The 17691-nt window shown below is 49.7% G+C and carries 19 protein-coding genes and 2 pseudogenes; 7 read left to right on the top strand and 14 right to left on the bottom strand.

From position 1 onward, the window contains the following. Window positions 1–104: 104 nt before the first annotated feature. From DSM465_RS0116555 to DSM465_RS0116515, 8 genes are all read right to left on the bottom strand, one after another. Complete coding sequence (locus DSM465_RS0116555) at window positions 105–419, bottom strand: thioredoxin family protein (RefSeq protein ID WP_008880237.1); 315 nt, start codon at window positions 417–419, stop codon at window positions 105–107. Beyond that, window positions 416–775: a toprim domain-containing protein gene (locus tag DSM465_RS0116550; protein WP_008880238.1), complete on the bottom strand. Its 360-nt coding sequence runs from the start codon at window positions 773–775 to the stop codon at window positions 416–418. Before DSM465_RS0116550 ends, DSM465_RS0116555 begins: the two co-directional genes overlap by 4 nt. A 94-nt stretch (window positions 776–869) precedes the next feature. After that, the gene (locus DSM465_RS0116540; protein ID WP_008880239.1) at window positions 870–1109 is read right to left on the bottom strand and encodes a YusG family protein; all 240 of its coding nucleotides are present in this window, start codon (window positions 1107–1109) and stop codon (window positions 870–872) included. Between the two features lie 74 nt (window positions 1110–1183). Next, a complete protein-coding gene (gene gcvH, locus DSM465_RS0116535; protein WP_008880240.1) occupies window positions 1184–1567 on the bottom strand; it encodes a glycine cleavage system protein GcvH in 384 nt (127 codons plus the stop codon). 93 nt (window positions 1568–1660) lie between these two features. After that, a complete protein-coding gene (locus tag DSM465_RS0116530) occupies window positions 1661–2038 on the bottom strand; it encodes an arsenate reductase family protein (RefSeq protein ID WP_029761820.1) in 378 nt (125 codons plus the stop codon). 121 nt (window positions 2039–2159) lie between these two features. Continuing rightward, a complete protein-coding gene (locus tag DSM465_RS0116525; protein ID WP_008880242.1) occupies window positions 2160–3944 on the bottom strand; it encodes an acyl-CoA dehydrogenase family protein in 1785 nt (594 codons plus the stop codon). 78 nt (window positions 3945–4022) lie between these two features. Further along, on the bottom strand, window positions 4023–5195 hold the full coding sequence (locus tag DSM465_RS0116520; protein WP_008880243.1) for an acetyl-CoA C-acetyltransferase: 1173 nt from the start codon (window positions 5193–5195) through the stop codon (window positions 4023–4025). Window positions 5196–5223: 28 nt separating this feature from the next. After that, the gene (locus DSM465_RS0116515; protein WP_029761819.1) at window positions 5224–7611 is read right to left on the bottom strand and encodes a 3-hydroxyacyl-CoA dehydrogenase/enoyl-CoA hydratase family protein; all 2388 of its coding nucleotides are present in this window, start codon (window positions 7609–7611) and stop codon (window positions 5224–5226) included. Window positions 7612–7795: 184 nt separating this feature from the next. Between DSM465_RS0116515 and DSM465_RS19145 the strand changes: the two genes are divergently transcribed. Continuing rightward, the gene (locus DSM465_RS19145; protein WP_008880246.1) at window positions 7796–7945 is read left to right on the top strand and encodes a YuzL family protein; all 150 of its coding nucleotides are present in this window, start codon (window positions 7796–7798) and stop codon (window positions 7943–7945) included. 104 nt (window positions 7946–8049) lie between these two features. Here DSM465_RS19145 and DSM465_RS0116505 read toward each other — a convergent pair whose 3' ends face one another. After that, window positions 8050–8967: a proline dehydrogenase family protein gene (locus DSM465_RS0116505; RefSeq protein ID WP_029761818.1), complete on the bottom strand. Its 918-nt coding sequence runs from the start codon at window positions 8965–8967 to the stop codon at window positions 8050–8052. A 163-nt stretch (window positions 8968–9130) separates the two neighbouring features. Between DSM465_RS0116505 and DSM465_RS0116500 the strand changes: the two genes are divergently transcribed. From DSM465_RS0116500 to DSM465_RS0116480, 5 genes are all read left to right on the top strand, one after another. Beyond that, complete coding sequence (locus tag DSM465_RS0116500) at window positions 9131–9388, top strand: hypothetical protein (protein ID WP_008880248.1); 258 nt, start codon at window positions 9131–9133, stop codon at window positions 9386–9388. A gap of 16 nt (window positions 9389–9404) precedes the next feature. Then, the gene (locus tag DSM465_RS0116495) at window positions 9405–9740 is read left to right on the top strand and encodes a spore coat protein (protein ID WP_008880249.1); all 336 of its coding nucleotides are present in this window, start codon (window positions 9405–9407) and stop codon (window positions 9738–9740) included. Between the two features lie 89 nt (window positions 9741–9829). Further along, window positions 9830–11299, top strand: coding sequence for a spore germination protein (locus DSM465_RS0116490; RefSeq protein ID WP_029761817.1), 1470 nt, complete (start codon window positions 9830–9832; stop codon window positions 11297–11299). A gap of 20 nt (window positions 11300–11319) precedes the next feature. Continuing rightward, window positions 11320–12408, top strand: coding sequence for a GerAB/ArcD/ProY family transporter (locus DSM465_RS0116485; RefSeq protein ID WP_011888146.1), 1089 nt, complete (start codon window positions 11320–11322; stop codon window positions 12406–12408). After that, a complete protein-coding gene (locus DSM465_RS0116480; RefSeq protein WP_011888147.1) occupies window positions 12405–13472 on the top strand; it encodes a Ger(x)C family spore germination protein in 1068 nt (355 codons plus the stop codon). Before DSM465_RS0116485 ends, DSM465_RS0116480 begins: the two co-directional genes overlap by 4 nt. Window positions 13473–13517: 45 nt before the next feature. Here DSM465_RS0116480 and DSM465_RS19660 read toward each other — a convergent pair whose 3' ends face one another. The 5 genes and pseudogenes from DSM465_RS19660 to DSM465_RS0116460 all read right to left on the bottom strand — a co-directional run bounded on the left by DSM465_RS19660 (window position 13518) and on the right by DSM465_RS0116460 (window position 16542). After that, entirely contained in the window at window positions 13518–13661 is a 144-nt protein-coding gene (locus tag DSM465_RS19660) for a hypothetical protein (RefSeq protein WP_008880253.1), read from the bottom strand. A gap of 102 nt (window positions 13662–13763) precedes the next feature. Further along, window positions 13764–13958 (bottom strand): hypothetical protein, encoded by a 195-nt coding sequence (locus DSM465_RS0116470; protein ID WP_008880254.1) that lies wholly within the window; start codon window positions 13956–13958, stop codon window positions 13764–13766. Window positions 13959–14067: 109 nt separating this feature from the next. Then, a pseudogene (locus tag DSM465_RS0116465) lies at window positions 14068–14325 on the bottom strand (adenosylmethionine--8-amino-7-oxononanoate transaminase); the annotation flags it as partial. Between the two features lie 113 nt (window positions 14326–14438). After that, window positions 14439–14566 (bottom strand): annotated as a pseudogene (locus DSM465_RS20210) (dethiobiotin synthase); the annotation flags it as partial. Between the two features lie 140 nt (window positions 14567–14706). Next, window positions 14707–16542, bottom strand: a complete 1836-nt coding sequence (locus DSM465_RS0116460; protein WP_035498658.1) for a pyruvate kinase — start codon at window positions 16540–16542, stop codon at window positions 14707–14709. Between the two features lie 411 nt (window positions 16543–16953). On the opposite strand from DSM465_RS0116460, the gene DSM465_RS0116455 reads away from it, so the two are divergent. Continuing rightward, a complete protein-coding gene (locus tag DSM465_RS0116455) occupies window positions 16954–17517 on the top strand; it encodes an FAD-dependent oxidoreductase (RefSeq protein WP_011888151.1) in 564 nt (187 codons plus the stop codon). The last annotated feature ends 174 nt before the right edge of the window (window positions 17518–17691 follow it).

Here is a 17691-nt window from a genome sequence, read left to right as displayed (position 1 = left end):
GGAGGAATCCTTTACAAAAATCTCGACAGTCGTTGTGGCGAACCAACGCTATTTTTGTCATTTCCAAAGAAATATGTCAAATGGCGTCAAAAAAAGGCAGGTGGTCAGCGCGGCAACCGAGCTTGAATTTCCTCATACAAGTACGGAACGGAATGAAACGCATACCATTTGCCCACCATCGTTCCGTCCACAAAAAGAAGCAAGCAAGGAACGCTTTCAATTTTCCAAACGACTGCTTGCTCCGGGATATAATTCACGTCTGTTTCGTAAAACGGCAGCGCCGGAAACAACTCCTCCACCACCGTCAACATTCGTTTCGCCAGCTGGCACGTGCCGCACAGCGGGGTGTACAAATAAAGAGCCATAAGCGGCTGTTCAGTGATTGTCTGTTGTATCTCTGTTCGTTCAATCGGTTTCACTCGCCTCTTCCCTTCATTAACGAGTCGATGCGGACGTCAAAATGGGCGCGCAGCAACACTTGGGCTAAATGCCAACGCGGAGCGGCGGCCACTTCGCGGTACGTCCGGTCAATATAAATGTGTTCCGCTTCCGGAAACATCCGTCGAAATTGCCGGCGCAGCTTTTCTCCTGCTTCATCAGCGTCTGCCAACACGTACACGTCCTGACCCTCAAGCTCGTCGGCCAGCTCCTCAAGGCGCGAATCACTGATCGTGCCGTTCGTACAAATAATGACGACCGGTTCGTTCAGCACGGCCGACACTTTTTGTTTATCCGATCGCCCTTCTACAATAATCACTTTTTCTGCCCGTCGCATGTCCGACCCACCTAACTTCAAAAAAGGTTACCATATTGTATGCTCTGCGCCAACAAAAAGTTGAAAAAAAGCAACGGCCATCCACCGTTGCCTTTCAACACCAACCCGCCTCCCCGTCGCAATCGACATATTTTTGATCCGGTTCAACGGTAGCGGTCACATCTTTATAGATTTTTCCGTTCTGCTCGGTATACCCGTTTTTCAACTGAACGCCCGCTGCCGGAAGAGGAAGACGTCCGATGAGCTCGCCTTCCTCGTACAAGTCCAGCGAGCGGCCGTTCAGCTTGCCGGTCACCCGGTCCGTAATATCGATGCGCGTTGATTGCAGCGCCATCGGGAGCCCCCCTTTTCAATCAAGTTCCGGTATGTATAGGGTGTCCGGATCGGGGGCGAAGATTGCAGGAACGTTTATCCTTCGTTCACCATCGCCGCGTATTGTTCAGCCGTCAACAAGTTGTCGACTTCGCTTAAATCTTTCGGTTCAATAACAATCATCCACGCTTTTTCATACGGCGATTCGTTCACATATTCCGGATTGTCATTTAACGATTCGTTCACTTCGACGATCGTGCCGCTGATCGGCGCATACAGTTCCGAGACGGTTTTCACCGATTCGACGCTACCAAACGGCTCATTCGCCGTAATTTCCGTTCCAACTTCCGGCAGCTCAACAAACACGATGTCGCCAAGCTCTGATTGGGCAAAATCGGTAATGCCGATGCGCACTTTGTCTCCTTCGACGCGCACCCACTCATGCTCTTTTGAATAGCGAAGTTCTTTTGGCGTGTTCATGGAATCCCTCCATTGCGACAAATTATCTCCTTTTTCATCATAACCGATTTTGGACAAAAACTCACCGAGTTCGTCGCATTTTATTAAAATTTTTTATCTTTCTGCCGACAGGCGTCCGGCGAAAAACGATTCGTACTCTTGCTCGCGAAACCCGACAACAACCCGTTCGCCGTCCGTTAAAATGGGCCGTTTTACTAGCATCCCGTCCGAAGCAAGCCATTCAAGCATCTCTTCTTCCGATGCGTCGTTAAGCTTGTCCTTTAATCCGAGTTCGCGGTATTTCATCCCGCTTGTGTTAAAAAATTTTTTAAGCGGCAATCCGCTTTGACGGTGCAAGCGGGCGAGCTCCTCTTTCGTCAGCGGCTCATCGACAAGATGCACCGTTTGCACCTCGATCCCGTGCTCATCAAGCCACCGCTTCGCCTTCCGGCACGTCCCGCATTTCGGATACCAATACAACGTCAACGCCATGTCCGTCCCTCCTCTAGAACTGTTAACGGAAACAATTGATCGGCTGTCCCCATTTTTCCGAACCATTGCTACCTGCTTCTGACAGAAAGAAGTACCAGGACAAACCTGGTACTTCCTATTATCACACAATATACTGTTCTGCTTCAATGAGGGCTGCAGCCGCTTCGCGTTTTTTCGCGATCACGTTGATCGGGGTATGACGCGTCAACCGACGGAGAGCGGCGAGCATCATCCGAAGCGTGTCGCCTTGCTCCACGGCAACGAGCGTTTCTTTCGCATGGGCTTCGATTTCATTGAACGCCTCTTGGCAGAAAATTTGCGTATACAACACTTTTTGCTTGTTTTTCTCTTCCCCGCTCGCTTGAATTGCTTTTTCTGTGCGCAAAAGCGCCGATTCCATCGCATAAATGTTGGAAACGATATCAGCGATATTGACAAGCACTTCTTGTTCTTCCTCGATCCGTTGACCGTATTTTTGCACCGCTAAGCCAGCGACCATCAAAGCGATCTTTTTCGCGTTGCGCACCAAATATTTCTCTTGCTCAAGCACCCCTGAACCCGGTTCCTCGGCCGTCATCATCATGAGCTCTTCTTGCAGCTGTTGCGCTTTTTGGAAGAGCGGCAGCTCGCCTTTCATGGCTTTTTTCAAATACATGCCCGGCACGAGCAGGCGGTTGATTTCATTCGTCCCTTCAAAAATGCGGTTAATGCGCGAATCGCGATAAGCGCGCTCGATTTCATACTCTTGCATAAAGCCGTAGCCGCCGTGAATTTGTACCCCTTCATCAACAATGTAATCGAGCACTTCAGTGGAGAAAAACTTGTTCAATGAGCATTCGATCGCATATTCAGCGATGGACTTGGCAATTTCTTTGCCGTCCTTCGCTTTTTCCGCATCAAGCAAGCCCATCCGTTCATCGAACAAACCGACCGTGCGGTAGACGGAGCTTTCCGCCGCGTACAGCCGCGCTGCCATCGTCGCGAATTTTTCTTGCGTCAGCGTAAACTTCGAAATCGGTCGCTTGAATTGCTGGCGTTGGTTGGCGTATTTCAGCGTGATTTCAAGCGCCCGTTTCGCCCCGCCGACCGCCCCGAGACCGAGTTTGTAGCGGCCGATGTTCAAAATGTTGAAGGCGATGACATGGCCTTTGCCGATTTCACCGAGCACGTTTTCTTTCGGCACCGGCACATCTTGCAAAATGAGCGTCCTTGTTGACGAGCTTTTAATCCCCATTTTCTTTTCTTCCGGACCGGTTGAGACGCCCGGGAAGTCGCGCTCGACGATGAACGCGGTGAAATGCTGGCCGTCCACTTTCGCGTAAACGACAAATACATCAGCGAAGCCGGAGTTGGTGATCCATTGTTTTTCACCGTTTAAAATGTAATGCGTCCCTTCGGCGTTCAATTTCGCCGTCGTTTTTGCCCCAAGCGCGTCGGAACCGGAGCCCGGTTCGGTTAAAGCGTAAGCGGCAATCTTTTCTCCAGTCGCTAAATACGGCAAATATTTTTGTTTTTGTTCTTCCGTACCGAACAAGACAATCGGCAGCGATCCGATGCCGACGTGCGCCCCGTGCGAAATGGCGAAACCGCCGGCCGGCGCCATATGTTCGGCAATGATGGCAGAGCTCACTTTGTCCAGTCCTAACCCACCGTACTCCTCCGGGATGTCGGCGCTCAACAGCCCAAGTTCGCCCGCCTTGCGAAGCAGTTTCACCGAGCGATCAAACTCATGGTTTTCGAGATGCTCGAGCTGTGGAAGCACTTCGTTGTTGACGTACTCTTCCGTTGTCTTGGCGATCATTTGATGCTCATCGGTGAAATCTTCCGGCGTAAACACACGCTCCGCCGGAATGTCCTCAATTAAAAAGCTGCCGCCTTGAATCGCATTTTCGACCGTTTTTGCCATTGTTTATTTTCCTCCCCCAACTATCGTGTGATTACCCGGGCGGCAGCGCCGCCCGCTGGATTTTCTATTGACTTCACATCACAGCAGTTCAAAGACGCCTGCGGCCCCCATGCCGCCGCCAATGCACATCGTGACAATGCCGAACTGGACGTTGCGGCGCCGCATTTCGTAAAGCAAGGACAAGGTCAACTTCGCGCCCGTGCAGCCGAGCGGATGGCCAAGCGCGATCGCCCCGCCGTTGACGTTGACGATCTCTTCATCGAGACCAAGCTCGCGAATGACTTGGACCGATTGAGACGCGAATGCTTCGTTTAACTCGATCAGGCCGATATCGGACAGCTCAAGACCGGCCAGTTTCAACGCTTTCGGCACAGCCGCGACCGGACCGATCCCCATCACTTCCGGCGGCACGCCGGCGACGGCGAACGAACGAAACTTGCCAAGCGGCTTCAAGCCGAGCGATTCTGCTTTTTCGCGATCCATGACCATCACCGCCGCGGCCCCGTCGCTCATTTGCGACGCGTTGCCCGCCGTGACCGTGCCGTTGACGGCAAACGCCGGGCGCAGTTTCGCGAGCGTCTCCATGTTCGTGTCCGGGCGCACCCCTTCATCTTGCGTAAAGACCACTTTCTCTTCGACGAGTTTGTTGTTTTCTACTTTGCGCACCGTCACTTCTACCGGTACGATTTCCTCATCAAATTTCCCCTCGGCCAGCGCTTTCGCCGCCCGCTGATGGCTGCGCACAGCAAACGCATCTTGGTCCTCACGGCTGACGCCGTACTTTTTCGCCACTTGCTCGGCCGTATGCCCCATCGACATGTAATATTCTGGCGCTTCTTCCGCCAAGCGGGCATTCGGGCGGACGACATGACCCATCATCGGGACCATGCTCATCGATTCGACCCCGCCGGCGATGACCGTATCGGAATGACCAAGCATCACCCGTTCAGCTGCATAGGCGATCGCCTGCAAACCGGACGAACAATACCGGTTGATCGTGATCGCCGGCACGGTATACGGCAGACCGGCGAGCGCCCCGATGTTGCGGGCGACATTGAGTCCTTGCTCCGCCTCCGGCATGGCGCAGCCGATAATTAAATCATCAATATTCCCGTCATAGTTTCCTGCTCGTTTTAGCGTTTCTTTGACGACAAGCGCTCCTAAATCATCCGGCCGCACATGAGCGAGCGTCCCTTTTTTCGCTTTCCCGACCGGTGTGCGCGCTCCTGCGACAATCACCGCTTCTCTCACGCCAATCCCCCCTCAACATTCGTCCGCCTTAGTTGCGGAGCGGTTTTCCTTTGACAAGCATATGTTGCATTCTCGCTTGCGTCTTTGGCTCGCCGATCAAGCTTAAAAACGCTTCTCGCTCAAGGTCGAGCAAGTATTGTTCATCCACTTCCGTTCCGTATGGCACGTTGCCGCCAGCCAAGACGTACGCCAGCTTTTTGGCAATTTTCAAATCGTGCTCGCTAATGTAGCCGGAATGGAACATCGATTGCGCGCCAAGCAACATGGCGGCATAGCCGCTTTCGCCGGCCACCGGCACTTTCTTCCTTACAGGCGGGCGATAGCCGTCTTCATATAAGGCGAGCACCGCTTGTTTCGCTTCGTAAAGAAGATGATCGCTGTTTATCGTAATGCCATCGTGGCTGTTTAAGAAGCCGAGCTCACGCGCTTCAGCCGCTGACGTCGACACTTTCGCCATAGCGATCGTTTCAAACGTTTTGGCAGCCACTTTAACATAATCGACATCCGCACCGTTTGGCAGGCTGTTCAACCGTTTGATGTACAACTCCTTGTTGCCGCCGCCACCCGGAATCAAACCGACGCCGACTTCCACAAGCCCCATGTACGTCTCGGCCGCTGCCTGGATGTGAGAAGCTGCCAAGCTCACTTCCGCCCCGCCGCCTAACGTCATGGCAAACGGTGCAACGACGACCGGCTTCGGATTGTACTTCATCTTGAGAAGCGCTTGCTGGAACTGCCGAACCGCCAGTTCGAGTTCAAAGAAGTTTTCGTCCTGCGCTTCCATCAACATCATCGCGAGATTCGCGCCGACGCAGAAGTTTTTCCCTTGGTTGCCGATGACAAGTCCTTTGTAGTTGCGGTTCACTTCATCAAGCGATTCGTTGATCATTTGCACGATGTCGGTGCCGATCGCATTGTTTGGTGAATGGAACTCAAGGAGCGCCACGTCATCACCGAGATCAATGAGGCTTGCGCCGGCGTTTTTCTTGATGACGCCGCGCGTCTCTTTCAGACGACGGATATGAACGATTTTTTCGTTTTCTTCCACTACTTTATAGCCGTCAGGCGCATAATAGAACAATTGGCCGTTCTCCGTTTTATAGAATGCCGTGGCGCCATCGGCAAGCATATTTGTAATCCATGCCGGGATGTCACGCCCTTCAGCCTGCATTTTCCGCACCGACCGTTCCAATCCGATCGCATCCCACAATTCAAACGGGCCTTGTTCCCAGCCGAACCCCCATTTCATCGCTCGGTCGATCGCCACGATGTCATCAGCGATCTCACCGACGAGCTGAGCGGTATACAGAAGCGTCGGCGCGATGATGTTCCATAAAAGCGTGCCTGCGCGGTCACCGTCGGCGTACACGAGCGTTTGCAGCTTGGCGGACGCACCCTTTGCCTGCTTCGCCATCTCCACCGCCGGCGTGACCAACTTTTTGCGTGGTTCGTATTGCATCGTGATGTAATTGAGCTCGAGAATGTCTTTTCCTTGTTTGAGGAAAAAGCCTTGTCCGGATTTGCTGCCGAGCCAGCCGTTTCCAAGCATCGCTTTCATGAACTCCGGCACGCGGAACGCATCTTTTTCTTCTCCCTCGACGTTTTCGTACACGTTGTTCGCAACATGTACAAACGTATCGAGTCCGACAACATCAAGCGTGCGGAACGTTGCGCTTTTCGGCCGTCCGATCAGCGGTCCAGTGACCGAATCGACTTCACCGACGCTATACCCGCCTTCCATCATCTCACGGACCGTGACAAGCAGCCCATACGTGCCGATCCGGTTGGCGATAAAGTTCGGTGTATCTTTCGCCATGACGACGCCTTTGCCGAGCACCTCCTCGGCGAACGTTTTCATATAGGCGACGACATCCGGGTCTGTCTGCTCGGTCGGAATAATTTCCAGCAGCTTTAAATAACGCGGTGGGTTGAAAAAGTGCGTGCCTAAAAAATGCTTTTGAAAGTCCTCCGAACGCCCTTCCGCCATCGCTGCAATCGAGATGCCGGACGTGTTCGAGCTGACGATCGTTCCCGGCGTCCGCACTTCATCAACGCGGGCCAACACACTTTTTTTCACGTCTAAGTTTTCAACGACGACTTCAATAATCCAATCGACTTCAGCGAGCCGATGGAGATCATCTTCAAAGTTGCCCGTTTCGATGAGCGCAATGTTGTCTTTCGCCATGAGCGGCGCTGGTTTTTGTTTCAACAGTTTTTGCAGCGCTTGATTGGCGAGACGGTTGCGCACTTGTCGATGCTCAAGCGTCCATCCTTTCGCTTCTTCTTCCTTCGTTAATTCCCGCGGCACAATGTCAAGCAACAGCGTTGGGATGCCGACGTTTGCCAAATGAGCGGCAATGCCCGAGCCCATGACGCCAGACCCAAGCACAGCAGCGCGCCGAATGCGTTTCACCATTCCTGTTCCCCCTTACACCATTGAATGAGCCGTCATTCATTTTTCGGTGAAAAAAATAAATGTGAAAACGTTCTCTACACTTAAATATATAGTATGTTATTAATTTTCGCAATATATTTGCTGCATATTTTTTCCCACATCGCAGCTCGGTTTTTGTTCATACTAGGAAAAGGAGGTGAAGGTGATGGCTCGGTTGAAAAAAAATCCGTCAAAAGGCGGCGTTAGCGCAGCAAGCGTGAAAGGAAACGCCGGCCCGACGGTTGAAGCGGACGGCGGCGGCAAACAGACAAGCCAAAACCAACAGTATAAAAAGCACAATATGCAAGGGGACTAAACGCCGGCGGCGTTTAGTCCCCCTCTGATGCATAACGCAGGGAAGTCATCGGCCAAAGCCGATCGTACCAACGAAGGCGGCACTCCCGCCGCCCTCCGCCTCCCTTACTTCCGAATAATCCCTTTTAAGACGAACGCTACATTGGCCGGACGCTCAGCAAGCCGGCGCATAAAATAACCGTACCAGTCCGTTCCGTACGGGACGTACACACGCATCGTATACCCCTCGCGCACCAGCTCGATTTGGCGCTCCGGGCGGATGCCGTATAGCATTTGAAACTCGAACTGGCTGTTTGGAATGTTGTATTCCTTAACAAGCTGCTTTGTATATTCAATGATGGCGTCGTCATGCGTCGCCACCGCCGTATAGTTGCCGTTAAGCAAATGTTGTTTAATGATCTTTTTAAAATTTTCATCCACATCTTTTTTTTCTGGGAACGCCACTTCCGGCGATTCTTTATATGCCCCTTTGACGAGACGCAAATTCGGGCGGTATGACTTTAAATCTTCAATATCTTTTTCAGTTCGGTATAAATACGCCTGCAGCACCGTGCCGACGTTATCGTACTCTTTTTTCAACTGTTTAAAAATATCGAGCGTCTTTTGGCAGCGCGAGTAGTCTTCCATATCAATCGTCACAAACACGCCGCGCTGCTTCGCCACATCTAAAATGCGGCGCATATTGCGCATCACAAGGTCATCGGAAATATCAAGCCCCATCGATGTCATTTTCAACGACAGTTGCGAATTTAATTTCTCCCGGCTAATCGCCTCAATCGCCTCAAGACAGTGCCTTGCCATCTCGTTTGCTTCCCGCTCATTGTCGACAAACTCCCCTAAATAGTCGACCGTGACAGCTAACCCTTTTTCGTTTAGCTGGCGGATGACACGCACCGCATCATCAATCGTTTCGCCGGCGACAAATCTTGAAGCGCCGAAGCGGAGGCCGTATTGCTTCGCCAACTTCGTCAACGTTTTATTTTTCGACAGGAACAAGAAAAAGTCTCGCATCAGCTGCTCCACAGTTGTAAGCCCCCTTGTTTGAAAACGCATTCACATCTTTATTGTACCACGTTTTCACGTCATTGAATATGTTTTTTCCCTGCTGTTTATTTTTTATTTGTGTATAATTTTCCACTCACTGGATAATCTACAAGCGAACAATGAGTGAAAGGAGCAAAAGACGATGCAGCAGCAACCACAAATGAATCCACAAACGGCGATGCCGCAACCGCCGCAAATGGTGTCATCGAAAGACGCCATGTATTTTTCCGATATGATGTCGTGGAATTTGCTGGCAGCCAAAAAAGCGCACTTTTTCGCCTCGCAATGCCGCGATCCCGAGGTGGCGCAGGCGATCGAGCGCGCCGGACAAATGCATCAGCGCCATTACAATATGATTTTGCGCCATTTACAAAACCCACCGCAACCGCCAGTCATGTAATAAGGAGGAGCGTCGCATGAACACAAGACAAGTGCAAAATCCAGAAACACAAGTGCCAAAAACACCGCAAATGAATGAGCGCGACTTTTTGAACGATATGTTGGCGACGGAAAAGTATATGACGTTGTCCTACAGCGTGTTTTTGCATGAGGCGAGCAACCAACCGTTATATCAAGATATGATGAACATTTTTACAGAAACGCAAAATTGCCAGCGTGAATTGTTCAATTTAATGTTCAAAAAAGGTTGGTACAAGCTCGAAGCAGCCGATCCGCAAAAGCTTCAACAAACATACCAACAGTTCCAAGGATATACAAACCAGTTCCCTTATCAAGGAAATCAACTGCAGTGAAGGGAACAAACGGGGATGCCCGCTATTGCGTGCGGACATCCTCTTTCACGTCTGAAAAGCAGAAATTCTGAACACGAAGGGGGAGAGGGATGACAGCTCCACCTCCATCCGTATGGACAACGCTGCAAACATTAGGGAGCTCGACGGATTTCCAAACAAAAGTGTACCGGAACGATACAGCCGGTCTCTATCTATGGGTGTCGTATGTCGAGCCGATGGTTGATATGGAATTTGTTGCTCGCTCTATTTTTCCTTACTTGTTTCATTGTCCATTTTCATCTTTAGAAGAGATCCACCGAGCTCTTCCAATCGACGATGCATATATTTCTAGCGACCCTAATAATGTGAAGGAAAAATTGCTCGAGGGATATTTATTCATCCGCCTTCATGAAACGGACGAAACCGGGCTGCTCGTAAAGGCGCAAAAAACATTGGAGCGTGCACTCACCGTTCCCGAAGTAGAATTTAGCGTCGTTGGTCCAAAAGAGTCGTTTATTGAATCGTTGGAAACGAATTTATTTTTATTGCGCAAACGAATTCCGATCGACCGTTTGACGGTCAAAATGACAACGGTCGGAACGTTGTCAAAAACGAAAGTGGCGGTTGTTTATATTGATGGCATTGCCAATCCCGACAACGTCCAAACGGTTCTTCAGCGCATCGAGGAAGTGGAATTTGACGAGATCATTGACAGCTCTTATATCGTGCAAATCATTTCGGACAATCGACACTCTCCCTTTCCGCAGCTGCTCGATACGGAGCGCCCGGACCGAGTCGCTGCCGTACTGGCCGAAGGAAAAGTGGCGATTATGGTAGATGGATCGCCACACGTATTGATCGGTCCAACGACGTTAGTGGAATTTTTTTCATCCTTTGAAGACTACTTTCTCAATTGGACGGTCGCATCGTTTTTCCGTCTCATCCGCCTGTTTTCGGTCACCTTTTCTATTTTGATTACGCCGATGTATGTAGCGACGTTGAACTATCATTACGAATTGATTCCAAAAGATTTACTCGGCACCTTAATTACATCGAGAAGGGAAATTCCGTTCCCGCCTATTTTGGAAGTGCTGTTTCTCGAACTGACGATTGAGCTATTAAGGGAGGCCGGGGCACGGCTCCCCACAAAAGTCGGCCAAACGATCGGTATCGTCGGTGGGATTGTCATTGGAACCGCTTCTGTTGAGGCCGGTTTGACAAGTAATGTTTTGCTCATCTTAGTGGCGCTCGCCGCATTGGCTTCCTTTACTACCCCCGTTTATAAAATCGGGAACACGATTCGCTTGATGCGTTTTCCATTTATCCTGTTCGCCGAGATATGGGGGCTGCTTGGCGTTGCCTTTTGTTTTTGTATTATCGTGACCCATCTGCTTTACTTGACTTCGCTCGGGCGTCCGTTCCTTTCCCCTTTATATCCGCCGCGTTGGCGGGATTTAAAAGACGCGTTGGTCCGCCTGCCGTTTACAAGCCAATCCAAACGGCCGGAAACATTGCGAACCGAGCAGCCCATTCGCTTTGATGGGAAAAAGGCAAAACAAAAACGAGACATCGACGAGTGAAAACTGATAGGAGGACGACGATGGCTTCTGTTGCCGAACGTCTACAAGTTTCACCTTTCATGACTTTTTTTATCATTATGTCTATGCAAATCGGTATCGGAGTGCTCGGGTTTCAACGGATCATCGCGGAAACCGCCGGACATGATGCGTGGATTTCCGTCCTGCTGGCCGGCGCTTCGTCCCATCTCATTCTCATCTTGATATACTGGCTGTTGCAACAAGCAGATGGCGATTTCGTCCTCCTTCATCAGCGCCTTTTCGGCCGTTGGGTTGGAGGAGTCCTTTCGTTATTGCTTGTCCTTTACTTTGCCATCATGCCGTTTGTCGTTTTGAGCACATATATCGAAGTGGTTCAAGTATGGATGTTTCCTGACTTGAAAACATGGGAATTTTCCCTCGCATTGTTTCTTCTTTGTTTATACATTACGTTTGGCGGATTCCGGATCGTTGTCGGCATTTGCTTTTTTTGCCTGATCATTCCGAGCTATTTAGTGTTTACCTTTTGGTTTGTCCTCGATTATAGCGACTTTTACCAGTTACTTCCGATCTTCGATCATTCCCCTTCAGCCATTTTGAAGGCAGCGAAGCAAATGACATTGACGATGCTCGGATACGAAACGGTTTTGTTCTTTTACCCTTTTATAAAAGGCGGAAAGCAATCCGCCAAATGGGCGCATGCTGCCGTACTGACGACGACATTGTTTTATACGTTGCTTACCATATTGACGTTGGCCTACTTTAGTGAAAACCAACTGCAGCGGCAAATTTGGCCGACGTTAATGATGTGGAAAGTGGTTGAATTGCCGTTTATTGAACGCTTCGAATATATCGGCATCGCCAACTGGCTGCTGATTATTTTGCCGAACATCTGCTTAGGCTTATGGTGTTCTTCACGTATATGCAAACAACTTTTTTCGATTCGCCAAAAAATGGCTTTACTAGTCATTACAACGATTTGTTTTTTCTGTACGTTATGGATTGACGACCGCGCCGAAATCGATTTCGCCAACACCATTTTAAACAGAGCCGGTTTTTATTTTCTCTATATATGGATTCCTTGCCTCGCAGGCATCACGTATATCGTAAAGAAAGTGAGAGGAAACGTATGAGCATGCGGACCGCTCTGTTGATTGGGGTCACCGTTGCCCTCCTTTGTGGCTGTGTTCGCAAAGAAATTTTGGATGATATCAATATTGAAAGTGCGGTCGGATTTGATGAGGCAGGAAAAGAGAAAATTCGGGGAACCATTGTCATTCCCGTTTACAAAAGAGGGGAGACAGCGAACAAAACGTTGACAACGGTTTCCTCCACCGCGAAAGACGTGCTTGAAGAACTACAATACAAAACATCCGAGCCACTCGTCAGTGGAAGCATTGAGATCGCCTTGTACGGAAAGCAACTAGCCAAACAAGGAATTTTTCCTTTTATCGATCAATTCCGTCGCGATGCAAGCATCGGGACGAGACTGTATTTAGCAGTGGTCGATGGGACGGCCAAACATTTGCTAGAAGGAAATTACGGCCGGCAAGGAAACGGTATTTATCTCTCCAACTTACTAAAACAAAATATAGAGCGGCGCGATTTGCCAAAAACTAATTTACATTTATTTTTAAAAACGTACTATGCTGATGGAAAAGATCCTTTTTTACCCTATATACGCCGGGTTGGTGAAGATGTACAAGTGATTGGCGTTGTTCTCTTTCGCGGCGATCGGGTAGTCGATACAATTGGGCAAAGTGACATGTTCTACTTTAAAATCGTAGCTGACGGCTATAGTGAAGGCACCCATACGGTCCGATTAAACAATAAAAAATACGTATCGATTAAAAATATCTCGACAAAACGGACCATTTCCTTTTCAGGGCCAAAAACTCGTCCGCATATTCATGTTCATATTGCTCTTGAAGGAATCGTACGCGAATATAAACATGGGCCGTTCACGTCCGCTGTCCGCCGGTCTGTCGAAAAAACGTTTGAACAACAAATTCGTTCGCAAACGGAGGCGCTTCTCCGTCGTTTTCAAGAAAAGCAAATCGATCCGATCGGCTTCGGTGATCTGGCCGCGAGCCGTTACCGCCAGTTTCGCCACCGCGATTTTTATAAGCATTACAGTCAACTTCCGATCCGTATCACCGCCGACGTGACGATTCGCGACACCGGAATCATCGAATAAGCATCCCTGTTTGACCGACGGGATGCTTATTCTTCATGGCTCGTTTTAATACCACCAGCCCGGATACGGTGGATACGGCGGATATGGCGGGTACGGATAAAACGGACGCGGGGTGAGGGCACCACCGATCAATCCACCTAAAAACCCGCCGATCAAAGGAGCACCGAACAACAAACCTGGAAATGGCATCTCTCTTTCTCCTTTCCTCCATGAATAAGAATGCGGTACTTTATTCATATGCACACAATAAAAAAAGAGGGTGGGCTGTCCGCCCAACCCCTTCTCCTTTTTTCACCACCAAATCGGGCCATACGAATACGGATAGAAATACGGCGGGAACAATGTGCTGCCGAGCAATCCGCCTAAGAACCCTCCAAAAAACGGCGAGCCAAAAAACGGATATCCAAACGGTCGCCCAAAGCCCCAGGGTCTCCCAAAGCCCCATGGGCGCCAAACGCGTGCATCGGCCATCTCGATATGGTTCACTTTTCTTCCCTCCTTCCCTTAGTCTCACTGTATGTATGATAAACACCCGTTGTTTAGGCTCGCACCCAATCGCCCAAAAAGAAACAGGCGACTATCAAGCCGCCCCAGCCTACATCAGTTCTACACGCACTTGTTCTGACAAACAGGCGATCGAGTCAAACAAAATGCATACGACCTCATCCACTTCTGCTTCACTCATAGAGAGCACCGGGATGAACATCAATACCAGACCGAGCGGACGGATGATCAATCCGCTTGGGCGCGCCTCAAGAATGATGCGAATCACAACCATTGCGGTGCGCGGAAAAACGGCTTTCGTCGCTCGGTCTTTGACGATTTCGATGCCGCATATCAATCCTTTTTGCCGACTTCAGCATCTCATATAGCATTTCTAGCCAATGGAAGGCAAGAGTGCTTCGCACGTTCGTACGAGTGGGTAGTCGCCAGCTCCCGCTTCACACTTCGTCAGAAGTGAAGCGGGAGGCGTTGACACCAATCTGGTTCCGCAAACGCTTTCCCATCTTCAGCCACCCCAGTTTAAACAAATTGACGCTCATCCCAAGACGTTCAAGCGCCAGCGCGAACATGGACGTGACGACGGTTTTTCCGCCCCTATTCCGGTAATAGAGGCCGTCTTTCCCATTTCCCCCCTTTGCAGCTGGTTTTTATTTTGACGATACCACTCATTTTGTTAATCTTTAATTTATATAAGTTTACATACAAGTAAGAGAAAGCCTGTACCCGCCTCTTACTCCTCTTCGTTCAACAAAGCGAATAAGTTTGGCAGCTCCTTGTCATGTGTCACTGCTTCCCACCGATGTAGGCTTTGCACTTCTTCATTTTCCAATAAAGAAGCCAACATCCGCACAGCTTCAACAATATGAGCTCCTTTATTCAACATGACACATTGCGCCTGCTTCCCTAACGATACATCCGAGATTTCCGCACGCGCTGGCATCCCCTTTTTCGCTAGCTGTTCAAGCACTTGCGTCGCCCAAATGACCGGAACATGAGCCGCCCGGCATAGCGCCAAAATCTCTTGCTGGGTGACGGCCATATGTTCAAATCCGACTTCAAGCGCTAAGTCACCGCGGGCGATCATCACACCGAACGCCGGGAGCTTTAACCCTTCAAGCAAAATGCGGGCTAAGTTTTGGAGCGCCTTCCTCGTTTCAATTTTCGCAATCACCGGGAGCGAAGAAGCCCCGTGCTTTGAAAGCAAGCGATAAAGCTTCCGCAAGTCATAAGGTGTATGGACAAATGACAGTCCGACCATATCGGCATGCTTAGCGATGAACGGAATCAATTCAAGATCGCGGTCGGTAAGCCGCGGAACGGTCAACTGGATGAACGAGTCAGGAAGATGAATGCCCGTCCCTTGCTTGATCGTTTTCTGCTTTCCTCCATCGGCAATGACTTTTGCCTCGATGCACCATTCATGAACCTTGACGACCCTGGCTAAAATTTTGCCATCGTTTAAATACAACCGATCTCCCGCCCGCACGTTGCGCCATGCTTTCGCCAATGTGGTTGTCATCTTTACGCCTTGTTCGGCCTTTGCAGCCGCAAATTGGGCTTCATCGAAATAAATGTAGAGTGTCGTTCCAGTTTTGACAAGTGCTTTCATCGGAATGAACAACGTGGAAGAAAGAGTAAACGATACCGACCCGCCCCACAATTTCATCCCATTTTGCACATAGGCCGTTCGCGAAAGCAGAACTTTAAAACAAGACGGTCCTATCTGTTCCATCACCTTCAATTTTCGTTTTTTCCCACGCACATCATTGAAAAACAGTTCGTCCCCTTGTTCCACAACTGCTTCCTCTTCAGCCGTCAACTCCAAGATGAACGAAACATCATGAGGAAGCGGGGAAAACAGGTTGGAAGAGTCGAAAGAAATGATACCGACCAACGGTTGAACCGACTCTCCATATTCATTTTTCTGTACTGCCAACTTCACCGGTCCTGTATTCACGGCAAGACGGTCGACCCGAATCTTCGGGCCCGGTAAATCCATGTAGATGCGGCAGCGCTTTCCCAACAGTTGTTGTTGCAAACGCTCTTCCGCCTGACGGATGACAGCGGCCAACGTCTCCCATGTTTCCGGCGAACCGTAGGCGCAATTAATACGGGCAATGTCCATGCCGTACAAAAGCAACCGCTCCACGATGTCCGGATGATCGATCCACGCTTCGTCCATTGTCACCATGATGCGTGTCCGCCGGGAATGGCCCCGTGGGCCAAACATGGCTTCCACCTGTTCATCAAGCAGCCGTTTCGCTTCTCTTCTTTTCACCTTTCGGATCTCTTCCCTACGATCAAACGGCGTGCGCAAATAAGTCAAAAACTGTTCCATGGCCGCGATGAGATGAGATTCTTGCCCAACGAGCAGCAAGCCCTCTTCTTCAAGTGCCTCCATTAAATCTAACGGCATATGCTCGTTCATATATAAATAAGCAAGCAACTGATCCCGGCTTTCTTCACGGGATGAAAGTGGAAAATGTTTTCGTTTTTGTGCGACCCATTCGACCAACGCGTGGTAAAAGGCGGCTAATCGGGCACCTAAATCCCGTTTGTCGTGCATTCGTGGCACCAACCCTCGTGAAAAATGCGGTTTTATTTCTATATATTCGCCGCCGCCAAAAATCAGGACAGAAAAAAAACCGACGTCATTCGCCGGTTTTCCACTTGAACACTATTACGTCCTTTTTCACCATACTATTTTTGAACAACCAATTTCATTCCACATTGACAAAGCAACGAATGCTTCAGCCGCCGTATAGGCTGATGGCATTGTTCACAAATCTTCGTTTTACTCATTCGTGCTTCTCTCCTTTGTCATCCCCCTCTGCTTTCTATTATACACACAACTTTATTTAAAGTAAATATAATTTGATAATAAATATCATTTTATAAAACAAATCGTTTGGACTATGTTTCCAACTATGCTACACTGTTTATAGTGTTAATATTCAAACAAAAGGAGGCTGTAAACATGTACGACATTGCCATCATCGGTGCCGGACCGGCAGGAGCGAGCGCCGCGCTTTTCACCGCTAAGGCAGGCAAGAAAACAATCGTGTTTGACAATGATAAAAGCATCACCAAGCGCGCTTGGATCGAAAACCATTATGGCGTCCCGGAAATCAGCGGTCCCGATTTAATCGAAACGGGCAAAAAACAAGCGGCCAAGTTTGGTGCGAACCTAGTGACAGCGCAAGTGACGGACATTCAAAAAACAGAGAGCGGATTCCGGCTCGACACCGACAACGGTTCATATGAAGCGAAACATGTCATTTTCGCTACCGGAGTGGCCACCGATCTGGCAGAAAAAATCGGTCTGCGCACGAAACCAGCCACCGAACCGCGCATTAAAACTGTCATTGCCGTCGATGAAAACGGCAAAACGAACATCGACGGCATTTGGGCGGCCGGCACCGTGGCGGGCACTAGCGTTCATACGATCATCACCGCCGGCGACGGCGCCAAAGTCGCCATTAACGTTATTAGCGAACTGAACGGCGAACGGTATGTCGACCACGATGTACTGAAAAAATAGCAAAAAAGGCTGTCCGAAAAAAGTTGCCTTCCTTCTATCGATGCATTGAGCGCATATAGACGATGAAAAAGGGTGTCCCGTTATTTTGGGACACCCTTTACTCTCATATGAACCGAATAACAGATGCCTCGGCTAGCTGCCAGACACCTGCCTCATCCTTATTGGCCAATGCTT

The organism is Geobacillus thermodenitrificans subsp. thermodenitrificans DSM 465, assembly GCF_000496575.1.
In the GTDB taxonomy this organism is placed as follows: domain Bacteria; phylum Bacillota; class Bacilli; order Bacillales; family Anoxybacillaceae; genus Geobacillus; species Geobacillus thermodenitrificans.
This window is presented reverse-complemented; position numbering and strand designations above follow the sequence as displayed.